Source organism: Enterobacter sp. UPMP2060 (assembly GCF_053709655.1).
Map to the genome: position 1 here is coordinate 72,843 of NZ_JBSKJQ010000007.1, position 24,923 is coordinate 97,765.

Consider the following 24,923-nt stretch of genomic DNA (forward strand, 5'->3'; position numbering starts at 1 on the left):
TATTAAAGATTCACCGTCGACAAAGTGAGCTGTTATGACTGACAAAACCATTCCGTTTTCGGTGCTGGATCTGGCGCCGATCCCACAAGGCTCCTCGGCAAGAGAAGCCTTTTCGCACTCTCTGGATCTGGCACAGCTGGCCGAAAAGCGTGGCTATCACCGCTACTGGCTGGCCGAGCACCACAATATGGTTGGCATCGCCAGCGCCGCGACCTCGGTTTTGATCGGTTATCTGGCGGCAAATACCACCACCCTGCACCTGGGCTCCGGCGGCGTAATGCTGCCGAACCACGCCCCGCTGGTGATTGCCGAGCAGTTTGGCACCCTGAATACCCTCTATCCTGGGCGTATTGATTTGGGTCTTGGTCGTGCGCCCGGCAGCGACCAGCCGACCATGCGCGCCCTGCGCCGCCATATGAGCGGCGATATCGACAACTTCCCGCGCGACGTGGCCGAGCTGGTGGACTGGTTCGACGCGCGCGATCCGAACCCGCACGTGCGCCCGGTACCGGGCTACGGTGAGAAGATCCCGGTGTGGCTGTTAGGCTCAAGCCTCTACAGCGCACAGCTCGCCGCGCAGCTTGGGCTGCCGTTTGCGTTTGCCTCGCACTTCGCTCCTGATATGCTGCATCAGGCGCTGCATCTTTACCGCACGAACTTCAAACCGTCCGAGCGTCTTGAGAAGCCGTACGCGATGGTGTGTATCAACATCATTGCGGCCGACAGCAATCGCGACGCGGAATTTCTGTTTACCTCAATGCAGCAGGCGTTTGTGAAGCTGCGCCGCGGTGAGACGGGCCAGCTTCCGCCGCCGGTGGAGAATATGCATCAGCTGTGGTCAGCCTCCGAACAGTATGGCGTGCAGCATGCACTGAGCATGTCGCTGGTAGGCGATAAGGCGAAAGTGCGTCACGGGCTGGACGCGGTGCTGCGCGAAACGCACGCGGATGAGATTATGGTTAACGGCCAGATTTTCGATCACCAGGCGCGTTTGCATTCGTTTGAACTGGCGATGCAGGTGAAAGAGGAACTGGTGGGGTAGTTTTTTGCTTTTTTCCCTCTCCTTATGGGAGAGGGCCGGGGTGAGGGGTTCAACCCCTCGTTTTACTGATACACAGGCAACAGGTTAAAACTCGACAGCACGTGTACCAGAGCGTTACCAACGCCGAATACCAGAATCAGCGCAATCATCGGCTTGCCGCCCCAGACGCGGAATTTTGGGCTACCGAAGCGTTTACGTGATTTGCGCGCCAGCAGCGCCGGCACAATCGCCGCCCAGATAGTTGCCGCCAGCCCTGCATAGCCGATGGCGTACAGGAAGCCGTTCGGCCACAGCAGGCCGCCCACAATCGGCGGCAGGAAGGTCAGCAGCGCGGTTTTTAAACGCCCCATCGCAGAATCATCAAAGCCGAACAGATCCGCCAGATAGTCAAACAGGCCCAGCGTCACGCCCAGGAAAGAGCTCGCCACCGCAAAGTTAGAGAAGATAACCAGCAGCAGATCCAGACTGCGGCTGTTCAGCACGCCGCTCAGCGCCTGCACCAGCACGTCGATGTTACCGCCCTTCTGGGCAATGCCGATAAATTCCGGACGCGGGATGTTGCCCATCGTCCCCAGCAGCCAAATCACATACAGACCCAGCGCCAGCAGCGTGCCGTAGACCAGACACTTCACAATGGTGCGCGGATCTTTGCCGTAGTACTTCATCAGGCTCGGCACGTTACCGTGGTAGCCAAACGACGCCAGACAGAACGGCAGCGTCATCAGCAGGTACGGCGTGTAGGAGGTGTTCACTTCGGCGACGTTAAACAGCGTGGTGGGCGTCACGTGCCCCAGCAGACTGCCGAAGGTCAGGAAGAAAGTGATGACCTTCGCGCCTAATACGATCGCCGTCATGCGGCTCACCGCTTTGGTACTCATCCAGACGATAAACGCCACAGCCAGCGCAAAACATAACCCTGCCAGACGCGCCGGAACGTTCAGCGACATCTCCGAGAAGGTGTGATGCAGAATCGAGCCGCTCGCCGAAATATACGCGTAGGTCAGGATATAGAGCACAAACGCGATGGACAGGCCGTTCACCAGGTTCCAGCCTTTGCCCAGCAGATCTTTGGTGATGGTGTCGAAGCTGGAGCCAATGCGGTAGTTCAGGTTTGCTTCAAGGATCATCAGCCCGGAATGGAGCATGCAGAACCAGGTAAAGACCAGCGCCGCCAGCGACCAGAAGAACCACGCACCGGACATGACCACTGGCAGGGAAAACATCCCGGCACCAATGATGGTTCCGCCGATGATCACCACGCCGCCAAGCAGCGAAGGTGACGTTTGGGTGGTGGTTAGTGTCGCCATACAGCCTTTTCTCCAGTCAATCATGCGGTTCTGCATTTTAATGTGACGCACTGTACCAGTACAAGAGTACAAAAGGAATAAAAAAAGCCCCGATAGCGTGTATCGGGGCTGTATATTTTACTTTACGTCAGAAGAGTGAGGCTTACGCGTCACCGAAACGGCGACGGCTGGTGCCTTCTTCACGACGTGGGCCGCGGTTTTCGCGACGCTCGCCGGAGAAACGACGACCTTCACCACCGCGACCTTCGCTGCGGCCGCCTTCACGACGCTCGCCACCGAAGCTGCGACCACCGCCACGACGTTCACCACCGCGGTCTGGACGTGGCTGTGCATCGCCCATCAGCTGCATGTTCATCGGTTTGTTCAGGATGCGGGTACGCGTAAAGTGCTGCAGCACTTCGCCCGGCATGCCTTTTGGCAGCTCGATGGTAGAGTGGGATGCGAACAGCTTGATGTTACCAATGTAACGGCTGCTGATGTCGCCTTCGTTAGCGATCGCGCCAACGATGTGACGAACTTCAACGCCATCATCACGGCCCACTTCAATGCGGTACAGTTCCATATCACCCGCGTCGCGACGTTCACGACGTGGACGATCTTCACCACCACGCTCTGGACGGTCACCACGTGGGCCACGGTCATTGCGGTCATTACGGTCGCCACGACGTTCGAAGCGATCGTCACGGTCACGGAATTCACGCTTAGGACGCATCGGCGCATCTGGTGGCACGATCAGGCTACGTTCGCCCTGAGCCATTTTCAGCAGTGCTGCAGCCAGGGTTTCCATGTCCAGCTCTTCGCCTTCAGCAACAGGCTGAATCTGCGACAGCAGCGCACGGTACTGGTCCAGATCGCTGCTTTCCAGCTGCTGCTGTACTTTCGCGGCGAATTTTTCCAGACGGCGTTTGCCCAGCAGATCTGCGTTTGGCAGGTCAGCTTCTGGAATGGTCAGCTTCATGGTGCGTTCAATGTTACGCAGCAGACGACGCTCGCGGTTCTCAACGAACAGCAGCGCACGACCCGCACGACCCGCACGACCGGTACGGCCGATACGGTGAACGTAAGACTCGGAATCCATCGGGATGTCGTAGTTAACAACCAGGCTGATACGCTCAACGTCCAGACCACGTGCTGCCACGTCGGTTGCAATCAGGATATCCAGACGACCGTCTTTCAGACGCTCCAGAGTCTGCTCACGCAGGGCCTGGTTCATGTCGCCGTTTAGCGCTGCGCTGTTGTAGCCGCTACGCTCCAGGGCTTCAGCCACTTCCAGGGTCGCGTTTTTGGTGCGCACGAAGATAATCGCCGCATCAAAATCTTCCGCTTCCAGGAAACGTACCAGCGCTTCGTTTTTGCGCATGCCGTACACAGACCAGTAGCTCTGGCTGATGTCCGGGCGAGTGGTTACGCTGGACTGAATACGCACTTCCTGAGGATCTTTCATGAAGCGCTTGGTGATACGACGGATCGCTTCTGGCATGGTGGCAGAGAACAGCGCGGTCTGATGACCGTCCGGGATCTGCGCCATGATGGTTTCGACGTCTTCGATGAAGCCCATACGCAGCATTTCATCTGCTTCATCCAGTACCAGGCCGCTCAGTTTAGAGAGGTCCAGAGTACCGCGCTTCAGGTGATCCAGCAGACGGCCCGGCGTACCGACAACAATCTGTGGGCCCTGGCGCAGGGCGCGTAACTGCACGTCATAACGCTGGCCGCCGTACAGGGCTACCACGTTTACGCCGCGCATATGTTTAGAGAATTCCGTCATGGCTTCTGCAACCTGAACAGCCAGTTCACGGGTTGGAGCCAGGACGAGGATCTGCGGTGCACGCAGGTCCGGATCAATGTTGTTCAGCAGCGGCAGCGAGAATGCTGCAGTTTTACCGCTACCAGTCTGGGCCATGCCCAGCACGTCACGACCAGAAAGCAGGTGTGGGATACACTCAGCCTGGATCGGAGATGGTTTTTCGTAACCCAGATCGTTAAGGGCTTCAAGGATAGGAGCCTTCAGGCCCAGATCTGCAAAAGTGGTTTCGAATTCAGCCATGTAGTACAAGTGCCTCGATATTAATGGCGGCCAGTCTACTTAGCTCATCGTGAAAATGATTAGCAATTTTCATTGAAAAGTGTGAACCGGCTCAAAGTAGGTGTATTGACGAACAACAACGCCCTCACCAGTTAAGGTGATGGCAATCAAAAGATTACGGGCTGATGTTTATGTCGTCAGCTATTGCTGGTCCGATTCTGCCAGGTCGTCATGCTCCTGGCCCAAGAGCGATAATTCCAACAATGCATAACGGTGCTCAACGAAGTTGTGTACGTTGTTAGCAACCGCTAATTTGAACAGTGCCGTAGCGCTGTCCATATCCCCCAGACTTAGGTAGTACTTACCTAAATAGAAGTTGGTTTCACTGAGATGCTCAGCGAGCGAGGTGTTATCCGTTGCGTCCGCCTTGAGGCGTTCCATCAGCGTTGCTTCGCTAATGTTGCCCAGGTAGAACTCGACAATGTTCCATCCCCACTGTTCCTTGTCCGATTTATCGAAGCGCTGTTTTAGTGCCTCTTTTGCCTGCTTCTCATCGAGCTTCCGCTCAACGATGTAAAGCCACAGGCTACGGAAAGGATCATTAGGATCGTCTTGATAAAACGCCAGCAGATCATCTTGCGCTAACTTATCACGACCGCCGTAATACAATGCGATACCGCGATTCAAGTGCGCGTAGTTGTAAGTTGGATCAAGCTCAAGTACAGAATCAAACGCTTCATAGGCAGCATCAAAATTGCCTGCCTGCGTTAAATAAATGCCTAAGTAATTGAATACTTCAGGCATATCAGGTCGGATAGCCAGCGCTTGTGAAAAATCATTTCGCGCCAATGCCCTCAGACCGAGACTATCATACAACACTCCGCGCTCATATAAAAGCTGTGCGCGTTCTTCATCGGTTAAAGCCCGACTGGCAAGTATTTGTTCCATGCGTGCCAGGATCACTTCCTGCTGCAAAGTCGGTTGCAATGGCACTGCGAGGACTTCGCTCTTACGCCAGGCAGAGTTGCTGCATCCTGCCAGCGTTAAAGCTGTCGCAACGAAACACCAGCGCAAAAAAGGCTTCATTTCCCACTCCCGAAGACAACTATTGGATGAACGTCCTGTCCCCCGGCGGCTTAACAAGGCGTCCTGCCTGATAATAGGCCCTCCGCAAAGCGGAGGGCAAATGGCAACTTACTCGCCTTGCTGTTCTGCTGCCTGTGCTTCTGGCGCAGCAGCTGGCTGAGACTGCTCGGTTGCTTCTTTAATGCTCAGACGGATACGGCCCTGGCGATCAACTTCCAGAACTTTCACCGGTACTTCCTGACCCATCTGCAGGTAATCGGTCACTTTCTCAACGCGCTTGTCAGCGATCTGAGAGATGTGAACCAGACCTTCTTTACCGCCACCGATGGCAACGAAGGCACCAAAGTCAACGATACGGGTCACTTTACCTGCGTAGACGCGGCCCACTTCGATCTCTGCCGTGATTTCTTCGATGCGACGGATCGCGAATTTCGCTTTCTCGCCGTCGGTTGCTGCGATCTTCACAGTACCGTCATCTTCGATTTCGATCGTGGTGCCAGTCTCTTCGGTCAGCGCACGGATTACGGAACCGCCCTTACCGATAACATCTTTGATCTTGTCTGGATTGATCTTGATGGTGTGGATACGTGGAGCGAACTGAGAAATGTCGCCACGCGGCGCGTTAATCGCCTGTTCCATCACGCCCAGGATGTGCAGACGCGCACCTTTAGCCTGGTTCAGAGCAACCTGCATGATCTCTTTGGTGATACCTTCAATTTTGATATCCATCTGCAGCGCAGAGATACCTTCGCGGGAACCCGCTACTTTGAAGTCCATATCGCCCAGGTGGTCTTCGTCACCCAGAATGTCAGACAGAACAACGAAGTTGTCGCCTTCTTTCACCAGGCCCATTGCGATACCCGCAACGGCGGCTTTGATTGGCACGCCTGCATCCATCAGCGCCAGAGAAGCACCACACACGGAAGCCATGGAAGAAGAACCGTTGGATTCGGTGATTTCAGAAACCACACGAACGGTATACGGGAACTTGTCAGCTTCTGGCATCACTGCCAGCACGCCGCGCTTCGCCAGACGACCGTGACCAATTTCACGACGCTTCGGCGAGCCAACCATACCGGTTTCGCCTACGGAGTACGGAGGGAAGTTGTAGTGGAACAGGAAGCTGTCAGTGCGCTCGCCCATCAGTTCGTCGATGATCTGTGCGTCACGTGCAGTACCCAGGGTCGCTGTTACCAGCGCCTGCGTTTCGCCACGGGTGAACAGCGCGGAACCGTGAGTACGTGGCAGAACGCCAGTACGCACATCCAGACCACGGATCATGTCTTTTTCGCGGCCATCGATACGCGGCTCGCCTGCCAGTACGCGGCTACGAACAACGTTTTTCTCGATTGCGTGCAGGATGTCGCTCAGTTCGTTAGCGTCCAGCGTTTCGTCTTCAGCAACCAGCGTCGCGATAGTTTCAGACTTGATCACGTCAACCTGAGCGTAACGCTCCTGTTTGTCAGTGATGCGGTATGCATCGCTCAGACGGGATTCTGCCAGAGCTGCAACGCGTGCGTTCAGCGCGTCGTTTGCTGCTTCTGGCTGCCAGTCCCAACGTGGTTTACCGGCTTCTTTCACCAGGTCGTTGATGTTCTGGATAACGATCTGCTGCTGGTCGTGGCCAAATACCACAGCGCCCAGCATCTGGTCTTCGCTCAGCAGTTCAGCTTCGGATTCAACCATCAGCACAGCCGCTTCAGTACCCGCAACAACCAGGTCCAGCTTACTTTCTTTCAGCTCTTCCTGGGTTGGGTTCAGCACGTACTGGTCGTTGATGTAGCCAACGCGCGCGGCACCGATTGGGCCATTGAATGGAATACCAGACAGTGACAGAGCAGCGGATGCGCCGATCATGGCAACGATGTCCGGGTTAACCTGTGGGTTAACGGAAACAACGGTCGCGATAACCTGTACTTCGTTAACGAAGCCTTCCGGGAACAGCGGACGAACCGGGCGGTCAATCAGACGCGCAATCAGGGTTTCGCCTTCGCTTGGACGGCCTTCACGACGGAAGAAACCACCCGGGATTTTACCGGCAGCGTAGGTACGCTCCTGGTAGTTAACGGTCAGCGGGAAGAAGTCCTGACCTGGTTTAGCTTTTTTCTGGCCAACAACGGTAACGAATACCGCAGTGTCATCCATGCTTACCATAACGGCAGCAGTAGCCTGACGTGCCATCATGCCGGTTTCCAGCGTGACGGTATGTTGACCATACTGGAATTTACGAACGATCGGATTCAGCAAAGTTCTGTCCTTTCTTAAATGTTTGACAGCACACCACCGGTGTGCTGTCGATTTAACCCGACCTTCTTCGCATCCTCGCGACTAATGACAACCAACACCCCCATGGGTGAAGCCTCTCATTAGCCGCGCGAACCTCTGCAATGAAGATCATTTATAGCAACAATACAATAGTTTCCAGTGAATTGCTGCCGTCTGGTTGAAAAAAGGGGCCATCAGGCCCCCTTTTCTGAAACTCGCAAGAATTAGCGACGCAGACCCAGACGCTCGATCAGCGCGGTGTAGCGTGCAACATCTTTACGTTTCAGGTAGTCGAGCAGTTTACGACGCTGAGAAACCATACGCAGCAGACCACGACGGCTGTGGTGATCTTTTTTGTGCTCTGCAAAGTGACCCTGCAGGTGGTTAATCTGTGCAGTCAGCAGTGCAACCTGAACTTCGGTAGAACCGCTGTCGTTAGTACCACGACCAAACTCAGAAACGATTTTAGCTTTAGCTTCAACGCTTAGAGACATTTTCAAACTCCAAAGTATAAAGAATGTAAGGATGCCGATCTCTAATTCAGCAATCCCATGTACGCCCCGCAGATTGTTAAACAATTTACCAGGCGTTAAGCGGCGATATTCTACTCGTCTCCCCTGCTTATCGCAAGGTGAGCCGTTACCACCGTCACGCGTCGACCGGATATTCGACGACCAGACGACGCGGCGCAACGCGCCCTTCGCCATCCATTTCGCCCATACCGATGAATTTCCCTTCGTCACCTTCGGTCACGCGTACCAGTCCTTCCAGCGGCGCTTGTGCCGTACGAACCGGGTTGCCGTTCTTAAAGTAAACGGACGATGTTAAAGGAAGATTAACAACCGGGAAGTCCGCTGCCGGACTGTCCATCGGCATCAGCAAAGGATCCAGCAAATCTGCCGGCGCAATCCCCTGCGCTTCCGCCTGTTCTACCAGCTCGCGCAGATATTCCAGGGTCACCATCCGCTCCACCGGGTACTTGCTCACCGCCAGGCGGCGCAGGTAAATCACATGCGCGCCGCAGCCCAGCTTTTCACCGAGGTCGTCGATGATAGTGCGAATATAGGTCCCTTTCGAACAGTGTACTTCCAGCTCCAGCTCATCACCTTCGTGGCGAATAAACAGCAGCTCATACACGGTTATCGGACGGGCTTCACGCGGAACGTCAATGCCCTGGCGCGCATATTCGTAGAGCTTCTTGCCCTGATATTTCAGCGCCGAATACATCGACGGCACCTGCATCGTGTCCCCACGGAAGCTCTCCAGCGCAGCATCAAGCTGCTCCGCGCTGAACGTCACCGGACGCTCTTCCACCACCTGGCCATCCGCGTCGGAGGTATCCGTGCGCTGGCCCAGTTTAGCGATAACGCGGTAGCGCTTATCGGAGTCGAGCAGGTACTGGGAAAACTTTGTCGCCTCTCCCAGGCAGACCGGCAGCATGCCGGTTGCCAGCGGATCGAGCGCGCCGGTGTGGCCCGCACGGTTGGCGTTATAAATACGCTTAACTTTCTGCAGCACGTCGTTGCTGGAAGCGCCCTGGGGTTTATCCAGCAGCAGCACACCATGCACGTCGCGACCACGACGACGAGGACGACTCATTAGTCCTCCTTGCTGTCGTCCGCCGGGTTAACACGACGCTCGTCGTCATGTTTAACCACGCTGGTCACCAGGTTGGACATACGCATACCTTCAACCAGCGAGTTGTCGTAGAAGAAGGTCAGCTCAGGCACGATGCGCAGGCGCATCGCTTTGCCGAGCAGGGAGCGGATGAAACCAGAAGCTTCCTGCAGCGCTTTAATGCCGTTTTTCACTGCCGCTTCGTCCTGATCGTTCAGGAAGGTGACGAACACTTTTGCATAGGCCAAATCGCGGGACATTTCGACACCGGAAACGGTGGTCATCATGCCGACGCGCGGGTCTTTAATTTCACGTTGCAGAATGAGTGCGATCTCTTTCTGCATTTCCTGCGCTACGCGCTGAGGGCGACCAAATTCTTTCGCCATAATAAATTCTCCAGACAAAAAAGGGGCTAAAAGCCCCTTTTAAAATTATTGCCGGGTGGCGCGAGGCGATCCCGGCTTACAATCGGTAATTAAGCGATGGTACGCTGAATTTCGATGATCTCGAACACTTCGATCATATCGCCAACGCGAACGTCGTTGTAGTTCTTCACGCCGATACCACATTCCATGCCGTTACGGACTTCGTTAACGTCATCTTTGAAGCGGCGCAGGGATTCCAGCTCGCCTTCGTAGATAACCACGTTGTCACGCAGTACGCGGATTGGGTTGTGACGCTTGATGTTACCTTCGGTAACCATACAGCCCGCGATCGCACCGAATTTCGGTGATTTGAACACGTCACGTACTTCAGCCAGACCGATGATCTGCTGTTTCAGCTCAGGAGACAGCATGCCGCTCATCGCTGCTTTCACTTCGTCGATCAGGTGATAGATGACGGAGTAGTAACGCAGATCCAGGCTTTCGGCTTCAATTACTTTACGCGCAGATGCATCCGCACGAACGTTGAAGCCAACCAGGATAGCGTTGGAGGCCGCAGCCAGGGTTGCGTCGGTTTCGGTGATACCACCTACGCCAGAACCGATGATCTTCACTTTCACTTCGTCGGTAGACAGTTTCAGCAAGGAGTCGGAGATCGCTTCCACAGAGCCCTGAACGTCAGCTTTCAGAACGATGTTCACTTCGTGAACTTCGCCCTCGGTCATGTTGGCAAACATGTTCTCGAGTTTAGATTTCTGCTGACGAGCCAGTTTAACTTCACGGAATTTGCCCTGACGATACAGCGCAACTTCACGCGCTTTCTTCTCGTCACGCACAACCGTCACTTCGTCACCGGCAGCCGGAACACCGGACAGACCCAGGATTTCCACTGGAATGGACGGACCCGCTTCCAGAACTTCCTGACCCAGTTCGTTACGCATCGCACGAACGCGGCCGTATTCGAAGCCACACAGAACGATGTCGCCCTTGTTCAGGGTACCTTCACGAACCAGAACGGTTGCAACCGGACCACGACCTTTATCCAGGAAGGATTCGATTACCGCGCCGCTCGCCATACCATTACGGATCGCTTTCAGCTCCAGTACTTCAGCCTGCAGCAGGATCGCGTTCAGCAGGTCGTCGATACCGGTACCCGCTTTCGCAGATACTGGGATGAACTGCGCTTCACCGCCCCACTCTTCCGGCATAACGCCGTACTGAGACAGTTCGTTCTTCACGCGGTCCAGATCGGCTTCTGGCTTATCGATTTTGTTGACTGCAACAACCAGAGGCACCTGCGCCGCTTTCGCGTGCTGGATAGCTTCGATGGTCTGTGGCATCACGCCGTCGTCTGCGGCAACAACCAGTACAACGATATCCGTTGCCTGAGCACCACGAGCACGCATTGAGGTAAACGCTGCGTGGCCTGGGGTATCCAGGAAGGTGATCATGCCGTTTTCGGTTTCTACGTGGTAAGCACCGATGTGCTGGGTAATACCACCCGCTTCACCAGAGGCAACCTTAGTAGAACGAATGTAGTCAAGCAGAGAGGTTTTACCGTGGTCAACGTGACCCATGATGGTCACAACCGGTGCACGCGGTTCAGCCGCAGCGCCAGTATCACGGTCGCTCATTACTGCTTCTTCCAGCTCGTTTTCACGACGCAGGATAACTTTGTGGCCCATCTCTTCAGCAACCAGCTGTGCGGTTTCCTGATCGATGACCTGGTTGATGGTCGCCATGGCGCCCAGTTTCATCATCGCTTTGATGACCTGAGAGCCTTTAACCGCCATCTTGTTCGCCAGATCGCCAACGGTGATGGTTTCGCCAATCACGACGTCACGGTTAACGGCCTGAGCAGGCTTCTGGAAGCTCTGCTGCAGAGCGGAACCTTTACGCTTACCGCCTTTACCGCCGCGAACAGCAGCGCGTGCTTCTTCACGGTCAGCTTTGGATTCAGCGTGTTTGTTGCCTTTTTTCGCCGGACGCGCTGCTTTTGCATTACGGCCACGGCCACGACCGCCTTCAACTTCACGGTCGTTATCATCTTCAGCCTGACGCGCATGCTGAGAAGTGGTCACGTGATAGTCGCTGGTGTCTTCAGTCGGCTCAACGGTATTCACACCATTCTTCTCGTTTTCTTCTGCCATACGGCGCGCTTCTTCGGCGACGCGGCGAGCTTCTTCTTCCAGCTTACGGCGGGCTTCTTCTTCCGCTTTACGCTTCAGCTCGGCAGCTTCATTTTCACGGCGGGCTTTTTCAGCCTGGGCGGTTTTGGTCATTTCGTCTGTCTGTTGATTGCTCACTTTGTCTTTTTCCGCAGCGTCACGCTTCACTTTATCACTTGCGTCGCGTTTCGCTTTTTCTGCGGCCTCACGTTCAGCTTTTAATTCTGCTTCACGTTTGGCGGTTGCTTCCGCCTCACGCTGAGCTTGTTCTTCCGCTTCACGCTGTGCCTGCTCTTCCGCGGCAAGGCGTTCTGCCTCTTGCGGATCACGTTTTACAAAGGTGCGCGTCTTGCGGACTTCAATTTGGACCGATTTGCTTTTGCCACCGGTACCAGGGATGTTTAACGTGCTACGCGTTTTGCGCTGCAGCGTTAACTTGTCAGGCGTCGAACCGTGTTCACGGTTCAGGTGCGTTAACAAGGTTTGTTTTTCTTGCGCGGTCACCGAGTCATCAGCGGACTTCGGGATCCCTGCATCAGCAAATTGCTGTACCAGGCGGTCCACGGAGGTCTGAATCTCAGCAGCCAGCGATTTTACAGTTACATCAGTCATGCTGTTCCTTCCTGCTACAGTTTATTACGCTTCGTCGCCGAACCAGCAAATATTACGTGCGGCCATGATGAGCTCGCCGGCTTTCTCGTCGGTTAAACCTTCGATATCAGCCAGGTCATCAACGCCTTGCTCAGCGAGATCTTCCAGCGTACAAACACCACGGGCAGCCAGCTTGAACGCAATCGCACGATCAAGACCTTCCAGATTCAGCAGGTCATCAGCCGGCTTCTTATCGCCAAGGCTTTCTTCCTGAGCCAGTGCCAGGGTGGTCAGTGCGTTTTTAGCGCGTTCACGCAGGGCTTCAACGGTTGGTTCATCCAGACCGTCAATTTCCAGCAGCTCTTTCATTGGCACATAGGCCAGTTCTTCCAGCGTAGAGAAACCTTCTTCAACCAGAACAGTGGCGAAGTCTTCGTCAATATCCAGGTATTTAGTGAAGGTATCGATCGCCGCATGGGCTTCAGCCTGATGCTTAGCCTGCAGGTCATCAACGGTCATTACGTTGAGTTCCCAGCCGCTCAGCTGTGACGCCAGGCGTACGTTCTGACCGTTACGGCCGATTGCCTGCGCCAGGTTGCCCGCTTCAACAGCGATATCCATGGTGTGTTTGTCTTCGTCAACAACGATAGACGCCACATCAGCTGGAGCCATTGCGTTGATCACGAACTGCGCCGGGTTGTCATCCCACAGAACGATATCAATACGTTCGCCGCCCAGCTCAGTCGAAACTGCCTGAACGCGCGCACCGCGCATACCGACGCAAGCACCGACCGGGTCGATACGCTTGTCATTGGTTTTCACCGCAATTTTCGCACGGGAGCCCGGATCGCGAGCCGCCGCTTTAATCTCGATAACTTCTTCACCGATTTCCGGCACTTCGATACGGAACAGTTCTACCAGCATTTCTGGTTTAGAACGGGTCACGAACAGCTGTGCACCACGCGCTTCAGGGCGAACGGCGTACAGAACACCGCGAATACGGTCGCCTGGGCGGAAGTTTTCACGCGGCAGCATATCTTCACGCAGGATCACGGCTTCAGCGTTACCCGGCAACCCTTCGGATTTGATCTCCAGGGAGATGTTGTCGCGGTTCACTTTCTTCACCACGCCGGTGATGATCTCGCCTTCCTGATCGCGGAACTGATCGACAACCAGCGCACGCTCGGCTTCGCGCACTTTCTGCACGATAACCTGTTTAGCGGTCTGAGTCGTGATACGGTCGAAGGTCACAGATTCAATCTGATCTTCTACGTACTCGCCCACGTTCAGACTTTCGTCTTCAAAACGGGCAGCTTCCAGCGTGATCTCTTTGGTCGGCTGGGTCACTTCTTCAACGATTACCCAACGACGGAATGTATCGAAGTCACCGCTTTTACGATCGATTTCTACGCGAACATCGATCTCTTGTTCGTATTTTTTCTTGGTTGCTGTAGCCAGTGCACTTTCCAGCGCTTCGAAAATCTTCTCACGCGGCAGTGATTTCTCGTTGGAGACGGCTTCAACAACAGCCAAAATTTCTTTGTTCATCGCGGGCTTTTCACCTCAATCCAGACTGTTAAAAGTGGGGAACCAGGTTCGCCTTCTGGATATTACTCAGCGCGAACACTTCATCTTTGCCTTCGACTGTCACCGTGATCATTTCACCATCAACGGCTTTGATAATTCCCTGCCATTTACGGCGGTTCTGTACGGCCATACGCAGAACGAGAGCCACTTCTTCACCGGTAAAGCGCACATAGTGCTCGGCCGTGAACATCGGGCGATCGAGGCCAGGTGAGGAAACTTCCAGGTTGTACGCAACGGTAATCGGGTCTTCAACATCAAGAACCGCACTCACCTGGTGGCTGACATCAGCACAATCATCAACATTGATGCCATCTTCACTATCAATATAGATGCGCAGCGTCGATGTACGGCCGCGAACGAATTCGATGCCGACCAGTTCGTAGCCCAGTGCTTCGACCGGTGCAGTAATCATCTCTGTTAATTTTTGCTCTAATGTGGACAAGCCCACCCCCAAGACATAAAAAAAGGGCGTAAAGCCCAGTTATTCTGTAGTCAGATAACAAAAAACCCCGATAAATCGGGGCTTTAGATAACTGAACCCTATAGCCACAACTGTGGCCTGGAGCACTTTCCGAAAGAATTTTTTCAAATCCAGCTACGAAGGCTCTAAGTCTTCACAGTATATTTGGAAAAGAACTTTATGGGAAAGTGGTTGCGGGGGCCGGATTTGAACCGACGACCTTCGGGTTATGAGCCCGACGAGCTACCAGGCTGCTCCACCCCGCGCCTGAAACGTGGCAAATTCTACGCGTTTTGGACAGAATTTGCAAATAATGCTGGGATTTGGTACCGAAGACGGGACGTAAAATCGGCGTTTAGTATATTGATAGTTGACCCCACCTGTCAACCCAACTTCCGCCAGATCGATTAGACCAAAATTTTTACAAAAAACGCACGACTCTCTTCCGGTCTTCGCCAAAAGATGATTAAATGAATACTCACTTATTTTGCATAAAAATGCACAAGAGAGCGAAAGCGGTCTCTAATCAGTCAATCAAGCAGGGTTTTATTCTATGACGACGATTCTCAAGCATCTTCCGGTAGGACAACGTATTGGCATCGCTTTCTCAGGCGGCCTGGATACCAGCGCTGCACTGCTGTGGATGCGCCAGAAGGGAGCGGTTCCGTACGCCTATACTGCGAACCTGGGTCAGCCGGATGAGGACGACTACGATGCCATTCCTCGTCGCGCTAAAGAGTATGGTGCAGAGAACGCGCGCCTGATTGACTGCCGCAAGCAACTGGTCGCTGAAGGTATCGCGGCTATTCAGTGCGGTGCGTTCCATAACACCACCGGCGGCCTGACCTATTTCAACACTACCCCGCTGGGCCGTGCGGTCACCGGCACCATGCTGGTTGCAGCGATGAAAGAAGACGGCGTGAACATCTGGGGTGACGGTAGCACCTATAAAGGTAACGATATTGAACGTTTCTATCGTTATGGCCTGCTGACCAACGCCGAACTGCAGATCTACAAGCCGTGGCTGGATACCGACTTCATCGACGAACTGGGTGGCCGTCATGAAATGTCCGAGTTTATGATCGCCTGCGGCTTCGACTATAAGATGTCAGTCGAGAAGGCCTACTCCACCGACTCCAACATGCTGGGTGCGACGCACGAAGCGAAAGACCTGGAATTCCTGAACTCCAGCGTGAAGATCGTTAACCCGATCATGGGCGTGAAGTTCTGGGACGAGAACGTCAAAATCCAGGCTGAAGAAGTGACCGTGCGTTTCGAACGCGGCCATCCGGTTGCGCTGAACGGTAAAACCTTCTCTGATGATGTTGAACTAATGCTTGAAGCTAACCGTATTGGTGGTCGTCACGGTCTGGGCATGAGCGATCAGATTGAAAACCGCATCATCGAAGCGAAAAGCCGTGGCATCTATGAAGCCCCGGGAATGGCGCTGTTGCACATCGCTTACGAGCGTCTGCTGACCGGCATTCACAACGAAGACACCATTGAGCAGTATCACTCTCATGGCCGTCAGCTGGGTAAACTGCTGTATCAGGGCCGCTGGTTCGATCCACAGGCGCTGATGCTGCGTGATGCGCTGCAGCGTTGGGTGGCAAGCGCGATCACCGGTGAAGTGACGCTGGAGCTGCGTCGCGGCAACGACTACTCCATCCTGAACACCGTGTCTGACAACCTGACCTATAAAGCAGAGCGTCTGACCATGGAGAAAGGTGAATCCGTGTTCTCGCCGGACGATCGTATCGGTCAGCTGACCATGCGCAACCTGGACATCACCGATACCCGCGAGAAGCTGTTCAACTATGTTGAGAATGGCCTGCTCTCAGCGAATTCCGGTAACGGTCTGCCGCAGGTTGAAAACCTGGAGCACAGCGATAAGAAGTAATCGCTGATATAACGTGCAAAAGGCGTCCTATGGACGCCATTTTTGTGGACTTTCGTAGGGCGGGTAAGCGCAGCGTCACCCGCCATTTTGCCCGGTGGCGCTGCGCTTACCGGGCCTACAAAACCACACCTCAGAATATGCAGACGAAAAAAAAGACGCCTTTCGACGTCTTTCTTCTGGAATATTGGTACCGAGGATGGGACTCGAACCCACAAGCCCGTTAGGGCACTACCACCTCAAGGTAGCGTGTCTACCAATTCCACCACCTCGGTACAGAATACTTAGTGCGGGATATCGCTGGTTGGCTTAGCCGGTGCAGCTGGCTGAGTCTGCTCAGTTTTCGCTGGCGCGCTCAGATTTTCCCACTCGCTTCCTTTGCTGGTCTTGTTGCTGTTGATATTCCCAAGCACCAGACTGATGATGAAGAACAACGTAGCCAGAATCGCCGTTGTGCGGGTCATGAAGTTCGCAGAACCACTTGAACCGAACAGCGTACCGGAAGCGCCTGCTCCGAAGGAGGCTCCCATATCAGCGCCTTTACCTTGCTGCAGCATAATCAGCGCTACGAGAGCGATGGCTACAATAAGGAAAACAACTAAAAGAGCTTCGTACATAATCAACCTGTTCCTTGCGGATTTGCCGCATACCAATGCTTCGACCAATTAGCAGGATTTTTGTTTCCCACTGAAGCGGGTGTGAATACTAACCAAAGCGAATGACCTTCGCAAGGGCATTTTTGACGCATTGTATCAACTGCGGAAAAAAACAGCAAAAAGCCATTAATTGCTTAAAACAAAGGCGACAAAAGCCGCCTTTTTATACATTTAGCGTGCACAATTATGCAGCTTTCACAGCATCCGCAATACGATGTGCAAATTCGGTTACCTGCGCTTCGTCTTCACCTTCCACCATCACGCGGATCAGCGGTTCAGTACCTGACTTACGCAGCAGCACGCGGCCACGATTGCCCAGGGCCGCTTCAACGTCAGCCATCACCGCTTTAACGTTCTCATTTTCCAGCGGATCGCCTTTACCTGCAGTGAAGCGTACATTTACCAAGATCTGTGGGAACATTTTCATTCCGCTGCACAGATCGTGCAGGCTCATATGGTTGCGCGCCATTGCGGCAACCACCTGCAGCGCAGCCACGATACCGTCACCGGTTGTGGTTTTATCGAGCAGGATCACGTGACCCGAGTTTTCTGCGCCGATGCGCCAGCCCTTCTCCTGCAATTTTTCCAGCACATAGCGGTCACCCACTTTCGCGCGGACAAACGGAATACCGAGCTGTTTCAGCGCCAGTTCCAGGCCCATGTTACTCATCAGCGTGCCCACCGCACCGCCGCGCAGCTGGCCCTGACGCAGGCCCTCACGGGCAATGATGTAGAGGATCTGATCGCCGTCTACCTTGTTACCTTCGTGGTCGACCATGATCACGCGGTCACCGTCGCCGTCCAGCGCAATGCCCAGGTCGGCTTTCTCTGCCAGAACACGCGCCTGCAGGGCACGAACATCAGTTGCCCCCACCTGCTCGTTAATGTTCAGACCATCCGGCTCGCAGCCAATGGTGATGACTTTCGCACCCAGTTCGCGGAAGACATTCGGGGCGATGTGATAGGTCGCGCCATTAGCACAGTCCACCACAATTTTGAGGTGAGCCAGGCTCAGCTCATTCGGGAAGGTACCTTTACAGAATTCGATATAACGGCCCGCCGCATCAACGATACGGTTCGCTTTACCCAGCTCTGCGGAATCTACACAGGTGATCTCTTTTTCCATTTCGGCTTCAATGGCTTCTTCCACGTCATCCGGGAGCTTGGTGCCGTCAATGGAGAAGAATTTAATGCCGTTGTCGTAGAACGGGTTGTGAGAAGCTGAGATGACAATCCCCGCTTCCGCACGGAAAGTGCGCGTCAGATACGCGACAGCAGGCGTTGGCATTGGGCCCGTAAAGGACGCGGACAGTCCAGCCGCCGCCAGACCCGCCTCCAGCGCGGACTCCAGCATATAGCCGGAAATACGGGTGTCTTTACCGATAATGATCTTACGGGAACCATGACGCGCCAGCACTTTGCCAGCAGCCCAGCCGAGCTTCAGGACAAAATCAGGGGTGATGGGAGCATCGCCTACACGCCCACGGATACCATCGGTGCCAAAATACTTACGATTACTCATAGCGTTTGTTTTCCTTCGCTGCCAGTGTGGCTTCCACCACACGCATGGCTTCTACTGTTTCTTTGACGTCATGGACACGAATAATGTGCGCGCCCTGCATCGCCGCAATCACCGCGCAGGACAGGCTGCCGCTCAGGCGTTCGCTCGGCCCCACGTTCAGCAACTGCCCAATCATCGACTTTCTCGACATCCCCACCAGCAGCGGCAGGTCAAAGTGATGGAATTCCGATAAGCGCGCGAGCAACGCATAATTGTGGGAGAGATTTTTACCGAAACCGAACCCCGGGTCGAGCAACAATTTCTCTTTTGGGATACCTGCACGTTCGCAGCGCGCAATATGTTCAATAAAGAAGCGATTCACGTCGGCAAAGACATCATCATACTTCGGTGCTTCCTGCATGGTTTTCGGTTGGCCCTGCATGTGCATCAGGCATACCGGTAACCCGGTCTCTGCCGCAGCTTCAAGTGCGCCGGGCTCAGTGAGCGAGCGAATATCATTGATAATGTGAGCGCCCACTCTCGCCACTTCACGAATCACTTCGGGTTTAGAGGTATCAACGGAGATCCATACTTCAAACCGCTGCGCGATAGCTTCAACCACCGGCACCACGCGCGCCAGCTCTTCTTCCACAGACACGTCAGCCGCACCAGGACGCGTCGATTCGCCGCCCACGTCAATAATGGTGGCACCCGCATTAATCATTAGATTCGCGTGTTTAACCGCCTCGATAAGCGTGTTATGCGTGCCGCCGTCAGAGAAGGAGTCAGGGGTAACATTCAGGATCCCCATCACATGGGGATGTGAAAGATCGAGATGCGAGTCCTGAGCGAATAATTTCATGGCGAAATCCCTGGTATCTATATCGTTAAACAGAAATGAAAAACCCCGGAGCAAGCTCCAGGGTTTGAGGTACAGACAAACGCTTCAACAGCAGTGACTTACTTATCGCCCAACTGTTCTGACATGGTGTTGCCCGGGTTTGGCGTACGCGGTTCATCAACCGGACGCGGCGCACGCGGGGTGCCATTGTTGTCAGAATTATTGGAAGCGCCTGGGTCTTCCCAGCCCGCTGGCGGACGCACTTCACGGCGCGCCATCAGGTCGTCAATCTGCGGTGCATCGATGGTCTCATATTTCATGAGCGCATCTTTCATCGAATGCAGGATGTCCATATTGTCGGTCAGGATCTGGCGTGCACGTGCGTAGTTACGCTCTACCAGAGATTTTACTTCCTGGTCGATGATACGAGCCGTCTCATCGGACATATGTTTCGCTTTAGCCACAGAACGGCCGAGGAATACTTCACCCTCTTCCTCTGCATACAGCAGCGGACCGAGTTTGTCGGAGAAGCCCCACTGCGTCACCATGTTACGCGCCAGGTTTGTCGCAACTTTAATGTCGTTGGACGCACCGGTAGAAACATGTTCCACACCGTAGATAATCTCTTCTGCCAGTCGACCGCCGTACAGGGTCGAAATCTGGCTTTCCAGCTTCTGGCGGCTGGCGCTGATCGCGTCGCCTTCAGGCAGGAAGAAGGTCACACCCAGCGCACGACCGCGCGGAATAATCGTCACTTTATGCACCGGATCGTGTTCCGGCACGAGGCGACCAATAATCGCGTGACCCGCTTCGTGGTATGCCGTGGACTCTTTCTGCGCTTCCGTCATCACCATGGAGCGACGTTCCGCACCCATCATGATTTTGTCTTTCGCTTTCTCAAACTCCACCATCGACACGACGCGCTTGTTACCGCGAGCGGCAAACAGAGCAGCTTCGTTGACCAGGTTCGCCAGGTCAGCACCGGAGAAGCCCGGGGTACCGCGCGCAATGATTGCCGCGTCGATATCTGGCGCCAGCGGTACGCGACGCATGTGAACTTTCAGAATCTGTTCACGACCGCGAACGTCCGGCAGACCCACAACAACCTGACGGTCGAAACGGCCTGGACGCAGCAGCGCGGGGTCAAGTACGTCCGGACGGTTAGTCGCCGCGATAACGATGATACCTTCGTTACCTTCGAAGCCGTCCATCTCAACCAGCATCTGGTTCAGCGTCTGTTCACGTTCATCGTGACCACCGCCCAGACCTGCGCCACGCTGGCGGCCCACGGCGTCGATTTCATCGATGAAGATAATGCACGGTGCTGCCTTTTTGGCCTGCTCAAACATGTCACGCACACGAGATGCACCGACACCCACGAACATTTCAACGAAGTCAGAACCTGAAATAGTAAAGAACGGCACCTTCGCTTCGCCCGCGATGGCTTTCGCCAGCAGGGTTTTACCGGTACCCGGAGGGCCAACCATCAGCACGCCTTTCGGGATCTTACCGCCCAGCTTCTGGAAACGGCTCGGTTCACGCAGGTACTCAACCAGTTCACCCACCTCTTCTTTCGCTTCGTCACAACCGGCGACGTCAGCGAAGGTAGTCTTGATCTGGTCTTCCGTCAGCATACGCGCCTTGCTCTTACCGAACGACATGGCACCTTTGCCACCGCCGCCCTGCATCTGGCGCATAAAGAAGATCCAGACGCCGATAAGAAGCAGCATCGGGAACCAGGAAATGAAGATAGAAGCCAGCAGGCTTGGTTCTTCTGGCGGCTCACCTACCACCTTGACGTTTTTGGTCAGAAGGTTATCAAGCAGCTTAGGATCGTTCACCGGGATGTAAGTCGTGTAACGGTTACTATCTTTCTTGGTAACGTTGATCTCACGTCCGTTGATACGCGCTTCGCGAACCTGGTCCTGATTGACCTCCTGCAGGAAGGTAGAATAATCCACCTTGCGGCCATTCGACTCGCTGGGCCCAAAGCTCTGGAATACTGACATCAGCACAACGGCAATGACCAGCCAGAGTATTAGGTTTTTCGCCATGTCACTCAAGGGATTAACCTCATATTACAACTGTGTTAAAAACAGCGTCAGGATACTCTATATCCAGTTTCATTCAAACTTTCGCCTGAAATCTACCGGTTATCATTTTCGCCCGGTCGCTACAATATACACTTCTCGGGAACGGGCCCGGGAAGAGTCCGGCTTACGAACTTTAACCTTCGCAAACAGGGAGCGAATTTCCTTAAGATACTCCTCGAAACCTTCGCCCTGAAACACCTTCACAACAAAACTACCACCAGGCGCTAGTACATCACGACACATTTCTAACGCTAGCTCCACCAGATACATGGCGCGGGGGATATCCACCGCCGGTGTTCCGCACATATTTGGTGCCATATCTGACATGACAACCTGGACCTTACTGTCACCTACACGATCAAGTAACGCTTTCAGCACTAATTCATCACGAAAGTCACCCTGAAGGAAGTCGACACCGACGATGGGATCCATTGGTAAAAGATCGCACGCGATGATTCGGCCCGTTCCGCCGATCTGCGTTACCGCATACTGGGACCATCCGCCAGGTGCCGCACCGAGGTCAACAACCGTCATCCCCGGCTTAAAAAGTTTGTCACTTTGCTGTATTTCATCAAGTTTAAACCAGGCACGGGAACGCAACCCCTTTTTCTGTGCCTGTTGAACATATTTATCGCTAAAGTGTTCCTGAAGCCAGCGGCTGGAGCTGGCAGAACGCTTTTTACCTGTCATTTAACATTTCCGTCCTGGTTCATCGTTACCTGCCTGTGACGTAAATTTCTACGCAGCTATTTGGCGATATAAGGGAGATGGCGGTAGAATGAACCGTTTTCAATCCCAACGTAAGCAAAAATATACGATGAATCTGAGTACTAAACAAAAACAGCACCTTAAAGGTCTGGCACATCCGCTCAAGCCTGTAGTGATGCTTGGCAACAATGGTTTGACCGAAGGGGTGCTTGCCGAGATTGAACAAGCGCTGGAACACCACGAGCTGATCAAGGTGAAAATCGCCTCTGAAGACAGAGACACTAAAAACCTGATCGTGGAAGCCATCGTGCGCGAAACCGGCGCCTGTAATGTACAGGTCATCGGTAAAACGCTGGTGCTCTACCGCCCATCTAAAGAGCGTAAAATCTCGCTGCCACGCTAAGGATATCCTGAATCAAACACATTTTCTGTGTGAAACGAGGGATTTCTGTCAGCAGGCGAGCAAAATGCCATGCTCCTTGAGTTGATAAAAGGCCGCTATGCGGCCTTTTTCTTTTCTTTACAATGTATCAACATCTTAGTAGAGAAGCGAATTACAGGTATTCAACCTTAATAATTTCGTATTCCACTTCACCGCCAGGGGTGCGAATGGTGACAACATCGTCCTGCTCTTTGCCAATCAGGCCGCGAGCAATCGGGGAGTTCACTGAAATCAGGTTCTGTTTGAAGTCTGCTTCATCATCACCCACGATGCGATAGGTCTGCTCTTCGTCGTTGTCCAGGTTCAGCACGGTCACGGTAGAACCAAAGATCACACGCCCGTTGTTAGGCATTTTGGTGATATCGATAACCTGTGCATTGGACAGTTTTGCTTCGATATCTTTAATACGCCCTTCACAGAAGCCCTGCTGCTCACGAGCGGCGTGGTATTCAGCGTTCTCTTTCAGGTCGCCATGCTCGCGCGCATCCGCGATAGCGGCGATGATTTCAGGACGACGCACGGATTTCAGGAAATCCAGCTCTTCGCGCAGTTTTTCGGCACCACGTAAGGTCATCGGAATAGCTTGCATTTGTTATACCTCTTAAACATTCCTGTTGGGAGCAGTGTTCCCTGCTCCTGCCCCCCTAAGCGGGCAAGAAGCAAAAAGAAAACCGACCCGGGAGCAATGCCCCAGGTCAGAAGCAATTTTTCAATTTGATATGTATTTTACCGCGAAGTTCACTATGGGTCATCGTTTACTTTGCAGTGCCATGCACCGTAGTATGACGGTTTGTTTTCGGGTTGTTAGCGCGAGATTATGCGATTTTCCAGATTTATCATCGGATTGACTACCAGTATAACGTTCACCGCCCAGGCCGCGAATGTTGATGAGTACATTAATCAGCTCCCCGCAGGCGCGAACCTTGCCCTGATGGTGCAGAAGGTTGGCGCACAGGCTCCCGAGATTGACTATCACAGTCAACAGATGGCGCTGCCTGCCAGTACCCAAAAGGTGATCACTGCCCTCGCCGCCCTGCTCCAGCTCGGGCCTGACTTCCGTTTTACGACCACACTCGAGACCAAAGGTAACGTCGAGGGTGGCGCACTGAAAGGCGATCTTATCGCCCGTTTTGGCGGCGATCCGACCTTTAAGCGCCAGGATATCCGCAATATGGTTGCGGTACTGAAAAAATCTGGCGTGCAGAAAATTGATGGCAATGTACTGATCGACACGTCCATCTTTGCCAGCCACGATAAAGCCCCAGGCTGGCCGTGGAACGACATGACCCAATGTTTTAGCGCCCCGCCCGCCGCCGCAATCGTTGACCGTAACTGCTTCTCGGTTTCGCTTTACAGCGCGCCAAAGCCAGATGATTTAGCGTTTATCCGCATAGCGTCCTACTACCCGGTCACAATGTTTAGCCAGGTCCGCACGCTGGCGAAAGGCTCCCCGGATGCGCAATATTGTGAGCTGGACGTCGTGCCGGGCGATCTTAACCGCTTCACGCTTACCGGCTGCCTGACGCAGCGCGCCGATCCGCTGCCGCTGGCCTTTGCGATACAGGATGGTGCAAGCTATGCGGGTGCCATTCTGAAAGATGAACTGAAACAAGCGGGCATTACATACAGCGGCACGCTGCTTCGCCAGACGCAGGTCAATCAGCCCGGCACGGTCATCGCCAGCAAACAGTCTCCTCCGCTGCACGATTTACTGCGAATCATGCTGAAAAAGTCGGACAACATGATTGCCGATACCGTATTTCGCATGATTGGCCACGCGCGTTTCGGCGTGCCGGGAACCTGGCGCGCGGGTTCAGACGCCGTTCGTCAGATCCTGCGCCAGCAGGCCGGGATCGAGCTGGGTAATACCATCGCCGTCGATGGCTCAGGATTATCGCGTCATAATTTGATCTCTCCGGCCACGATGATGCAGGTGCTTCAGTACATTGCACAGCATGACACTGAGCTAAACTTTATTTCAATGCTGCCGCTGGCCGGGCATGACGGTTCGCTGCAGTATCGCGCCGGGCTTCACGCTGCCGGCGTGGATGGCAAAGTATCCGCTAAAACTGGCTCACTGCAGGGGGTTTACAACCTTGCAGGCTTCATCACTACCGCCAGCGGACAACGCATGGCATTCGTGCAGTATCTTTCCGGCTATGCCGTCGAACCGACCGACCAGCGCAATCGCCGTATTCCGCTTGTTCGCTTCGAAAGCAGGCTTTATAAGGACATCTACCAGAATAACTAGCG

General features: G+C 54.1%; 21 protein-coding genes and 2 tRNA genes. 4 read left to right on the forward strand and 19 right to left on the reverse strand.

Translation table 11 applies throughout. The annotated features are described in order from the left end of the window. Nucleotides 1–34 precede the first annotated feature (34 nt). Nucleotides 35–1,042, forward strand: coding sequence for a luciferase-like monooxygenase (locus ACWKXN_RS15240; RefSeq protein WP_454543990.1), 1,008 nt, complete (start codon nucleotides 35–37; stop codon nucleotides 1,040–1,042). A gap of 62 nt (nucleotides 1,043–1,104) precedes the next feature. Here the strand turns inward: ACWKXN_RS15240 and mtr are convergent, their stop codons facing one another. The 12 genes from mtr to ACWKXN_RS15300 all read right to left on the reverse strand — a co-directional run bounded on the left by mtr (nucleotide 1,105) and on the right by ACWKXN_RS15300 (nucleotide 14,798). Continuing rightward, nucleotides 1,105–2,349 carry a tryptophan permease gene (gene mtr / locus ACWKXN_RS15245; protein ID WP_224979572.1) on the reverse strand — a complete coding sequence of 415 codons (1,245 nt, stop codon included), beginning with the start codon at nucleotides 2,347–2,349 and terminating at the stop codon, nucleotides 1,105–1,107. A 142-nt stretch (nucleotides 2,350–2,491) separates the two neighbouring features. Beyond that, nucleotides 2,492–4,396 carry a DEAD/DEAH family ATP-dependent RNA helicase gene (locus ACWKXN_RS15250; protein ID WP_069303343.1) on the reverse strand — a complete coding sequence of 635 codons (1,905 nt, stop codon included), beginning with the start codon at nucleotides 4,394–4,396 and terminating at the stop codon, nucleotides 2,492–2,494. After that, complete coding sequence (gene yrbN, locus ACWKXN_RS15255; protein ID WP_097397692.1) at nucleotides 4,389–4,469, reverse strand: protein YrbN; 81 nt, start codon at nucleotides 4,467–4,469, stop codon at nucleotides 4,389–4,391. The genes ACWKXN_RS15250 and yrbN overlap by 8 nt, the downstream gene beginning before the upstream one ends. Before the next feature lie 107 nt (nucleotides 4,470–4,576). After that, entirely contained in the window at nucleotides 4,577–5,461 is an 885-nt protein-coding gene (nlpI, locus tag ACWKXN_RS15260; protein ID WP_023309331.1) for a lipoprotein NlpI, read from the reverse strand. A gap of 108 nt (nucleotides 5,462–5,569) precedes the next feature. After that, entirely contained in the window at nucleotides 5,570–7,708 is a 2,139-nt protein-coding gene (pnp, locus tag ACWKXN_RS15265) for a polyribonucleotide nucleotidyltransferase (protein WP_024906369.1), read from the reverse strand. 242 nt (nucleotides 7,709–7,950) lie between these two features. Continuing rightward, nucleotides 7,951–8,220, reverse strand: a complete 270-nt coding sequence (gene rpsO, locus ACWKXN_RS15270) for a 30S ribosomal protein S15 (protein ID WP_003861789.1) — start codon at nucleotides 8,218–8,220, stop codon at nucleotides 7,951–7,953. A 154-nt stretch (nucleotides 8,221–8,374) separates the two neighbouring features. Then, nucleotides 8,375–9,325 carry a tRNA pseudouridine(55) synthase TruB gene (gene truB / locus ACWKXN_RS15275; protein WP_094934463.1) on the reverse strand — a complete coding sequence of 317 codons (951 nt, stop codon included), beginning with the start codon at nucleotides 9,323–9,325 and terminating at the stop codon, nucleotides 8,375–8,377. Further along, nucleotides 9,325–9,729 (reverse strand): 30S ribosome-binding factor RbfA, encoded by a 405-nt coding sequence (gene rbfA / locus ACWKXN_RS15280; RefSeq protein WP_003024988.1) that lies wholly within the window; start codon nucleotides 9,727–9,729, stop codon nucleotides 9,325–9,327. The genes truB and rbfA overlap by 1 nt, the downstream gene beginning before the upstream one ends. Before the next feature lie 89 nt (nucleotides 9,730–9,818). Next, the gene (gene infB, locus ACWKXN_RS15285) at nucleotides 9,819–12,506 is read right to left on the reverse strand and encodes a translation initiation factor IF-2 (protein WP_454543991.1); all 2,688 of its coding nucleotides are present in this window, start codon (nucleotides 12,504–12,506) and stop codon (nucleotides 9,819–9,821) included. A gap of 24 nt (nucleotides 12,507–12,530) precedes the next feature. Next, entirely contained in the window at nucleotides 12,531–14,033 is a 1,503-nt protein-coding gene (gene nusA / locus ACWKXN_RS15290) for a transcription termination factor NusA (RefSeq protein ID WP_029739628.1), read from the reverse strand. Nucleotides 14,034–14,061: 28 nt separating this feature from the next. Then, nucleotides 14,062–14,514, reverse strand: coding sequence for a ribosome maturation factor RimP (gene rimP / locus ACWKXN_RS15295; protein WP_014833432.1), 453 nt, complete (start codon nucleotides 14,512–14,514; stop codon nucleotides 14,062–14,064). A 207-nt stretch (nucleotides 14,515–14,721) separates the two neighbouring features. After that, nucleotides 14,722–14,798: transfer RNA gene (locus ACWKXN_RS15300), tRNA-Met, on the reverse strand. A gap of 287 nt (nucleotides 14,799–15,085) precedes the next feature. Here ACWKXN_RS15300 and argG point away from each other — a divergent pair. Beyond that, the gene (gene argG / locus ACWKXN_RS15305) at nucleotides 15,086–16,432 is read left to right on the forward strand and encodes an argininosuccinate synthase (RefSeq protein ID WP_023309336.1); all 1,347 of its coding nucleotides are present in this window, start codon (nucleotides 15,086–15,088) and stop codon (nucleotides 16,430–16,432) included. Between the two features lie 185 nt (nucleotides 16,433–16,617). Here argG and ACWKXN_RS15310 read toward each other — a convergent pair. From ACWKXN_RS15310 to rlmE, 6 genes are all read right to left on the reverse strand, one after another. Beyond that, a tRNA-Leu gene (locus ACWKXN_RS15310) sits at nucleotides 16,618–16,704 on the reverse strand. A 9-nt stretch (nucleotides 16,705–16,713) separates the two neighbouring features. Further along, the gene (gene secG, locus ACWKXN_RS15315) at nucleotides 16,714–17,046 is read right to left on the reverse strand and encodes a preprotein translocase subunit SecG (RefSeq protein ID WP_023309338.1); all 333 of its coding nucleotides are present in this window, start codon (nucleotides 17,044–17,046) and stop codon (nucleotides 16,714–16,716) included. Between the two features lie 223 nt (nucleotides 17,047–17,269). Further along, a complete protein-coding gene (gene glmM, locus ACWKXN_RS15320) occupies nucleotides 17,270–18,607 on the reverse strand; it encodes a phosphoglucosamine mutase (RefSeq protein WP_023309339.1) in 1,338 nt (445 codons plus the stop codon). After that, nucleotides 18,600–19,448, reverse strand: coding sequence for a dihydropteroate synthase (folP, locus tag ACWKXN_RS15325; RefSeq protein WP_048981192.1), 849 nt, complete (start codon nucleotides 19,446–19,448; stop codon nucleotides 18,600–18,602). The genes glmM and folP overlap by 8 nt, the downstream gene beginning before the upstream one ends. A 98-nt stretch (nucleotides 19,449–19,546) precedes the next feature. Continuing rightward, on the reverse strand, nucleotides 19,547–21,481 hold the full coding sequence (ftsH, locus tag ACWKXN_RS15330) for an ATP-dependent zinc metalloprotease FtsH (protein WP_029739626.1): 1,935 nt from the start codon (nucleotides 21,479–21,481) through the stop codon (nucleotides 19,547–19,549). Nucleotides 21,482–21,583: 102 nt separating this feature from the next. Beyond that, nucleotides 21,584–22,210 carry a 23S rRNA (uridine(2552)-2'-O)-methyltransferase RlmE gene (gene rlmE, locus ACWKXN_RS15335; protein WP_003861812.1) on the reverse strand — a complete coding sequence of 209 codons (627 nt, stop codon included), beginning with the start codon at nucleotides 22,208–22,210 and terminating at the stop codon, nucleotides 21,584–21,586. 127 nt (nucleotides 22,211–22,337) lie between these two features. Here rlmE and yhbY point away from each other — a divergent pair, with 127 nt between their 5' ends. Then, nucleotides 22,338–22,631, forward strand: a complete 294-nt coding sequence (gene yhbY, locus ACWKXN_RS15340) for a ribosome assembly RNA-binding protein YhbY (RefSeq protein WP_003861814.1) — start codon at nucleotides 22,338–22,340, stop codon at nucleotides 22,629–22,631. A 151-nt stretch (nucleotides 22,632–22,782) separates the two neighbouring features. On the opposite strand, the gene greA is transcribed toward yhbY, so the two are convergent. Beyond that, complete coding sequence (gene greA, locus ACWKXN_RS15345; protein ID WP_014171793.1) at nucleotides 22,783–23,259, reverse strand: transcription elongation factor GreA; 477 nt, start codon at nucleotides 23,257–23,259, stop codon at nucleotides 22,783–22,785. A 228-nt stretch (nucleotides 23,260–23,487) separates the two neighbouring features. On the opposite strand from greA, the gene dacB reads away from it, so the two are divergent. After that, nucleotides 23,488–24,921, forward strand: coding sequence for a serine-type D-Ala-D-Ala carboxypeptidase (dacB, locus tag ACWKXN_RS15350; protein WP_133550434.1), 1,434 nt, complete (start codon nucleotides 23,488–23,490; stop codon nucleotides 24,919–24,921). Nucleotides 24,922–24,923 lie beyond the last annotated feature (2 nt).

Bases quoted from the DNA above. Each gene is read 5' to 3' on its own strand.
- ACWKXN_RS15240 (WP_454543990.1), top strand. From the start codon at position 35: ATGACTGACAAAACCATTCCGTTTTCGGTGCTGGATCTGGCGCCGATC.
- mtr (WP_224979572.1), bottom strand. From the start codon at position 2,349: ATGGCGACACTAACCACCACCCAAACGTCACCTTCGCTGCTTGGCGGC.
- ACWKXN_RS15250 (WP_069303343.1), bottom strand. From the start codon at position 4,396: ATGGCTGAATTCGAAACCACTTTTGCAGATCTGGGCCTGAAGGCTCCT.
- yrbN (WP_097397692.1), bottom strand. From the start codon at position 4,469: ATGAAAATTGCTAATCATTTTCACGATGAGCTAAGTAGACTGGCCGCC.
- nlpI (WP_023309331.1), bottom strand. From the start codon at position 5,461: ATGAAGCCTTTTTTGCGCTGGTGTTTCGTTGCGACAGCTTTAACGCTG.
- rpsO (WP_003861789.1), bottom strand. From the start codon at position 8,220: ATGTCTCTAAGCGTTGAAGCTAAAGCTAAAATCGTTTCTGAGTTTGGT.
- truB (WP_094934463.1), bottom strand. From the start codon at position 9,325: ATGAGTCGTCCTCGTCGTCGTGGTCGCGACGTGCATGGTGTGCTGCTG.
- rbfA (WP_003024988.1), bottom strand. From the start codon at position 9,729: ATGGCGAAAGAATTTGGTCGCCCTCAGCGCGTAGCGCAGGAAATGCAG.
- infB (WP_454543991.1), bottom strand. From the start codon at position 12,506: ATGACTGATGTAACTGTAAAATCGCTGGCTGCTGAGATTCAGACCTCC.
- nusA (WP_029739628.1), bottom strand. From the start codon at position 14,033: ATGAACAAAGAAATTTTGGCTGTTGTTGAAGCCGTCTCCAACGAGAAA.
- argG (WP_023309336.1), top strand. From the start codon at position 15,086: ATGACGACGATTCTCAAGCATCTTCCGGTAGGACAACGTATTGGCATC.
- secG (WP_023309338.1), bottom strand. From the start codon at position 17,046: ATGTACGAAGCTCTTTTAGTTGTTTTCCTTATTGTAGCCATCGCTCTC.
- glmM (WP_023309339.1), bottom strand. From the start codon at position 18,607: ATGAGTAATCGTAAGTATTTTGGCACCGATGGTATCCGTGGGCGTGTA.
- folP (WP_048981192.1), bottom strand. From the start codon at position 19,448: ATGAAATTATTCGCTCAGGACTCGCATCTCGATCTTTCACATCCCCAT.
- ftsH (WP_029739626.1), bottom strand. From the start codon at position 21,481: ATGGCGAAAAACCTAATACTCTGGCTGGTCATTGCCGTTGTGCTGATG.
- rlmE (WP_003861812.1), bottom strand. From the start codon at position 22,210: ATGACAGGTAAAAAGCGTTCTGCCAGCTCCAGCCGCTGGCTTCAGGAA.
- yhbY (WP_003861814.1), top strand. From the start codon at position 22,338: ATGAATCTGAGTACTAAACAAAAACAGCACCTTAAAGGTCTGGCACAT.
- greA (WP_014171793.1), bottom strand. From the start codon at position 23,259: ATGCAAGCTATTCCGATGACCTTACGTGGTGCCGAAAAACTGCGCGAA.
- dacB (WP_133550434.1), top strand. From the start codon at position 23,488: ATGCGATTTTCCAGATTTATCATCGGATTGACTACCAGTATAACGTTC.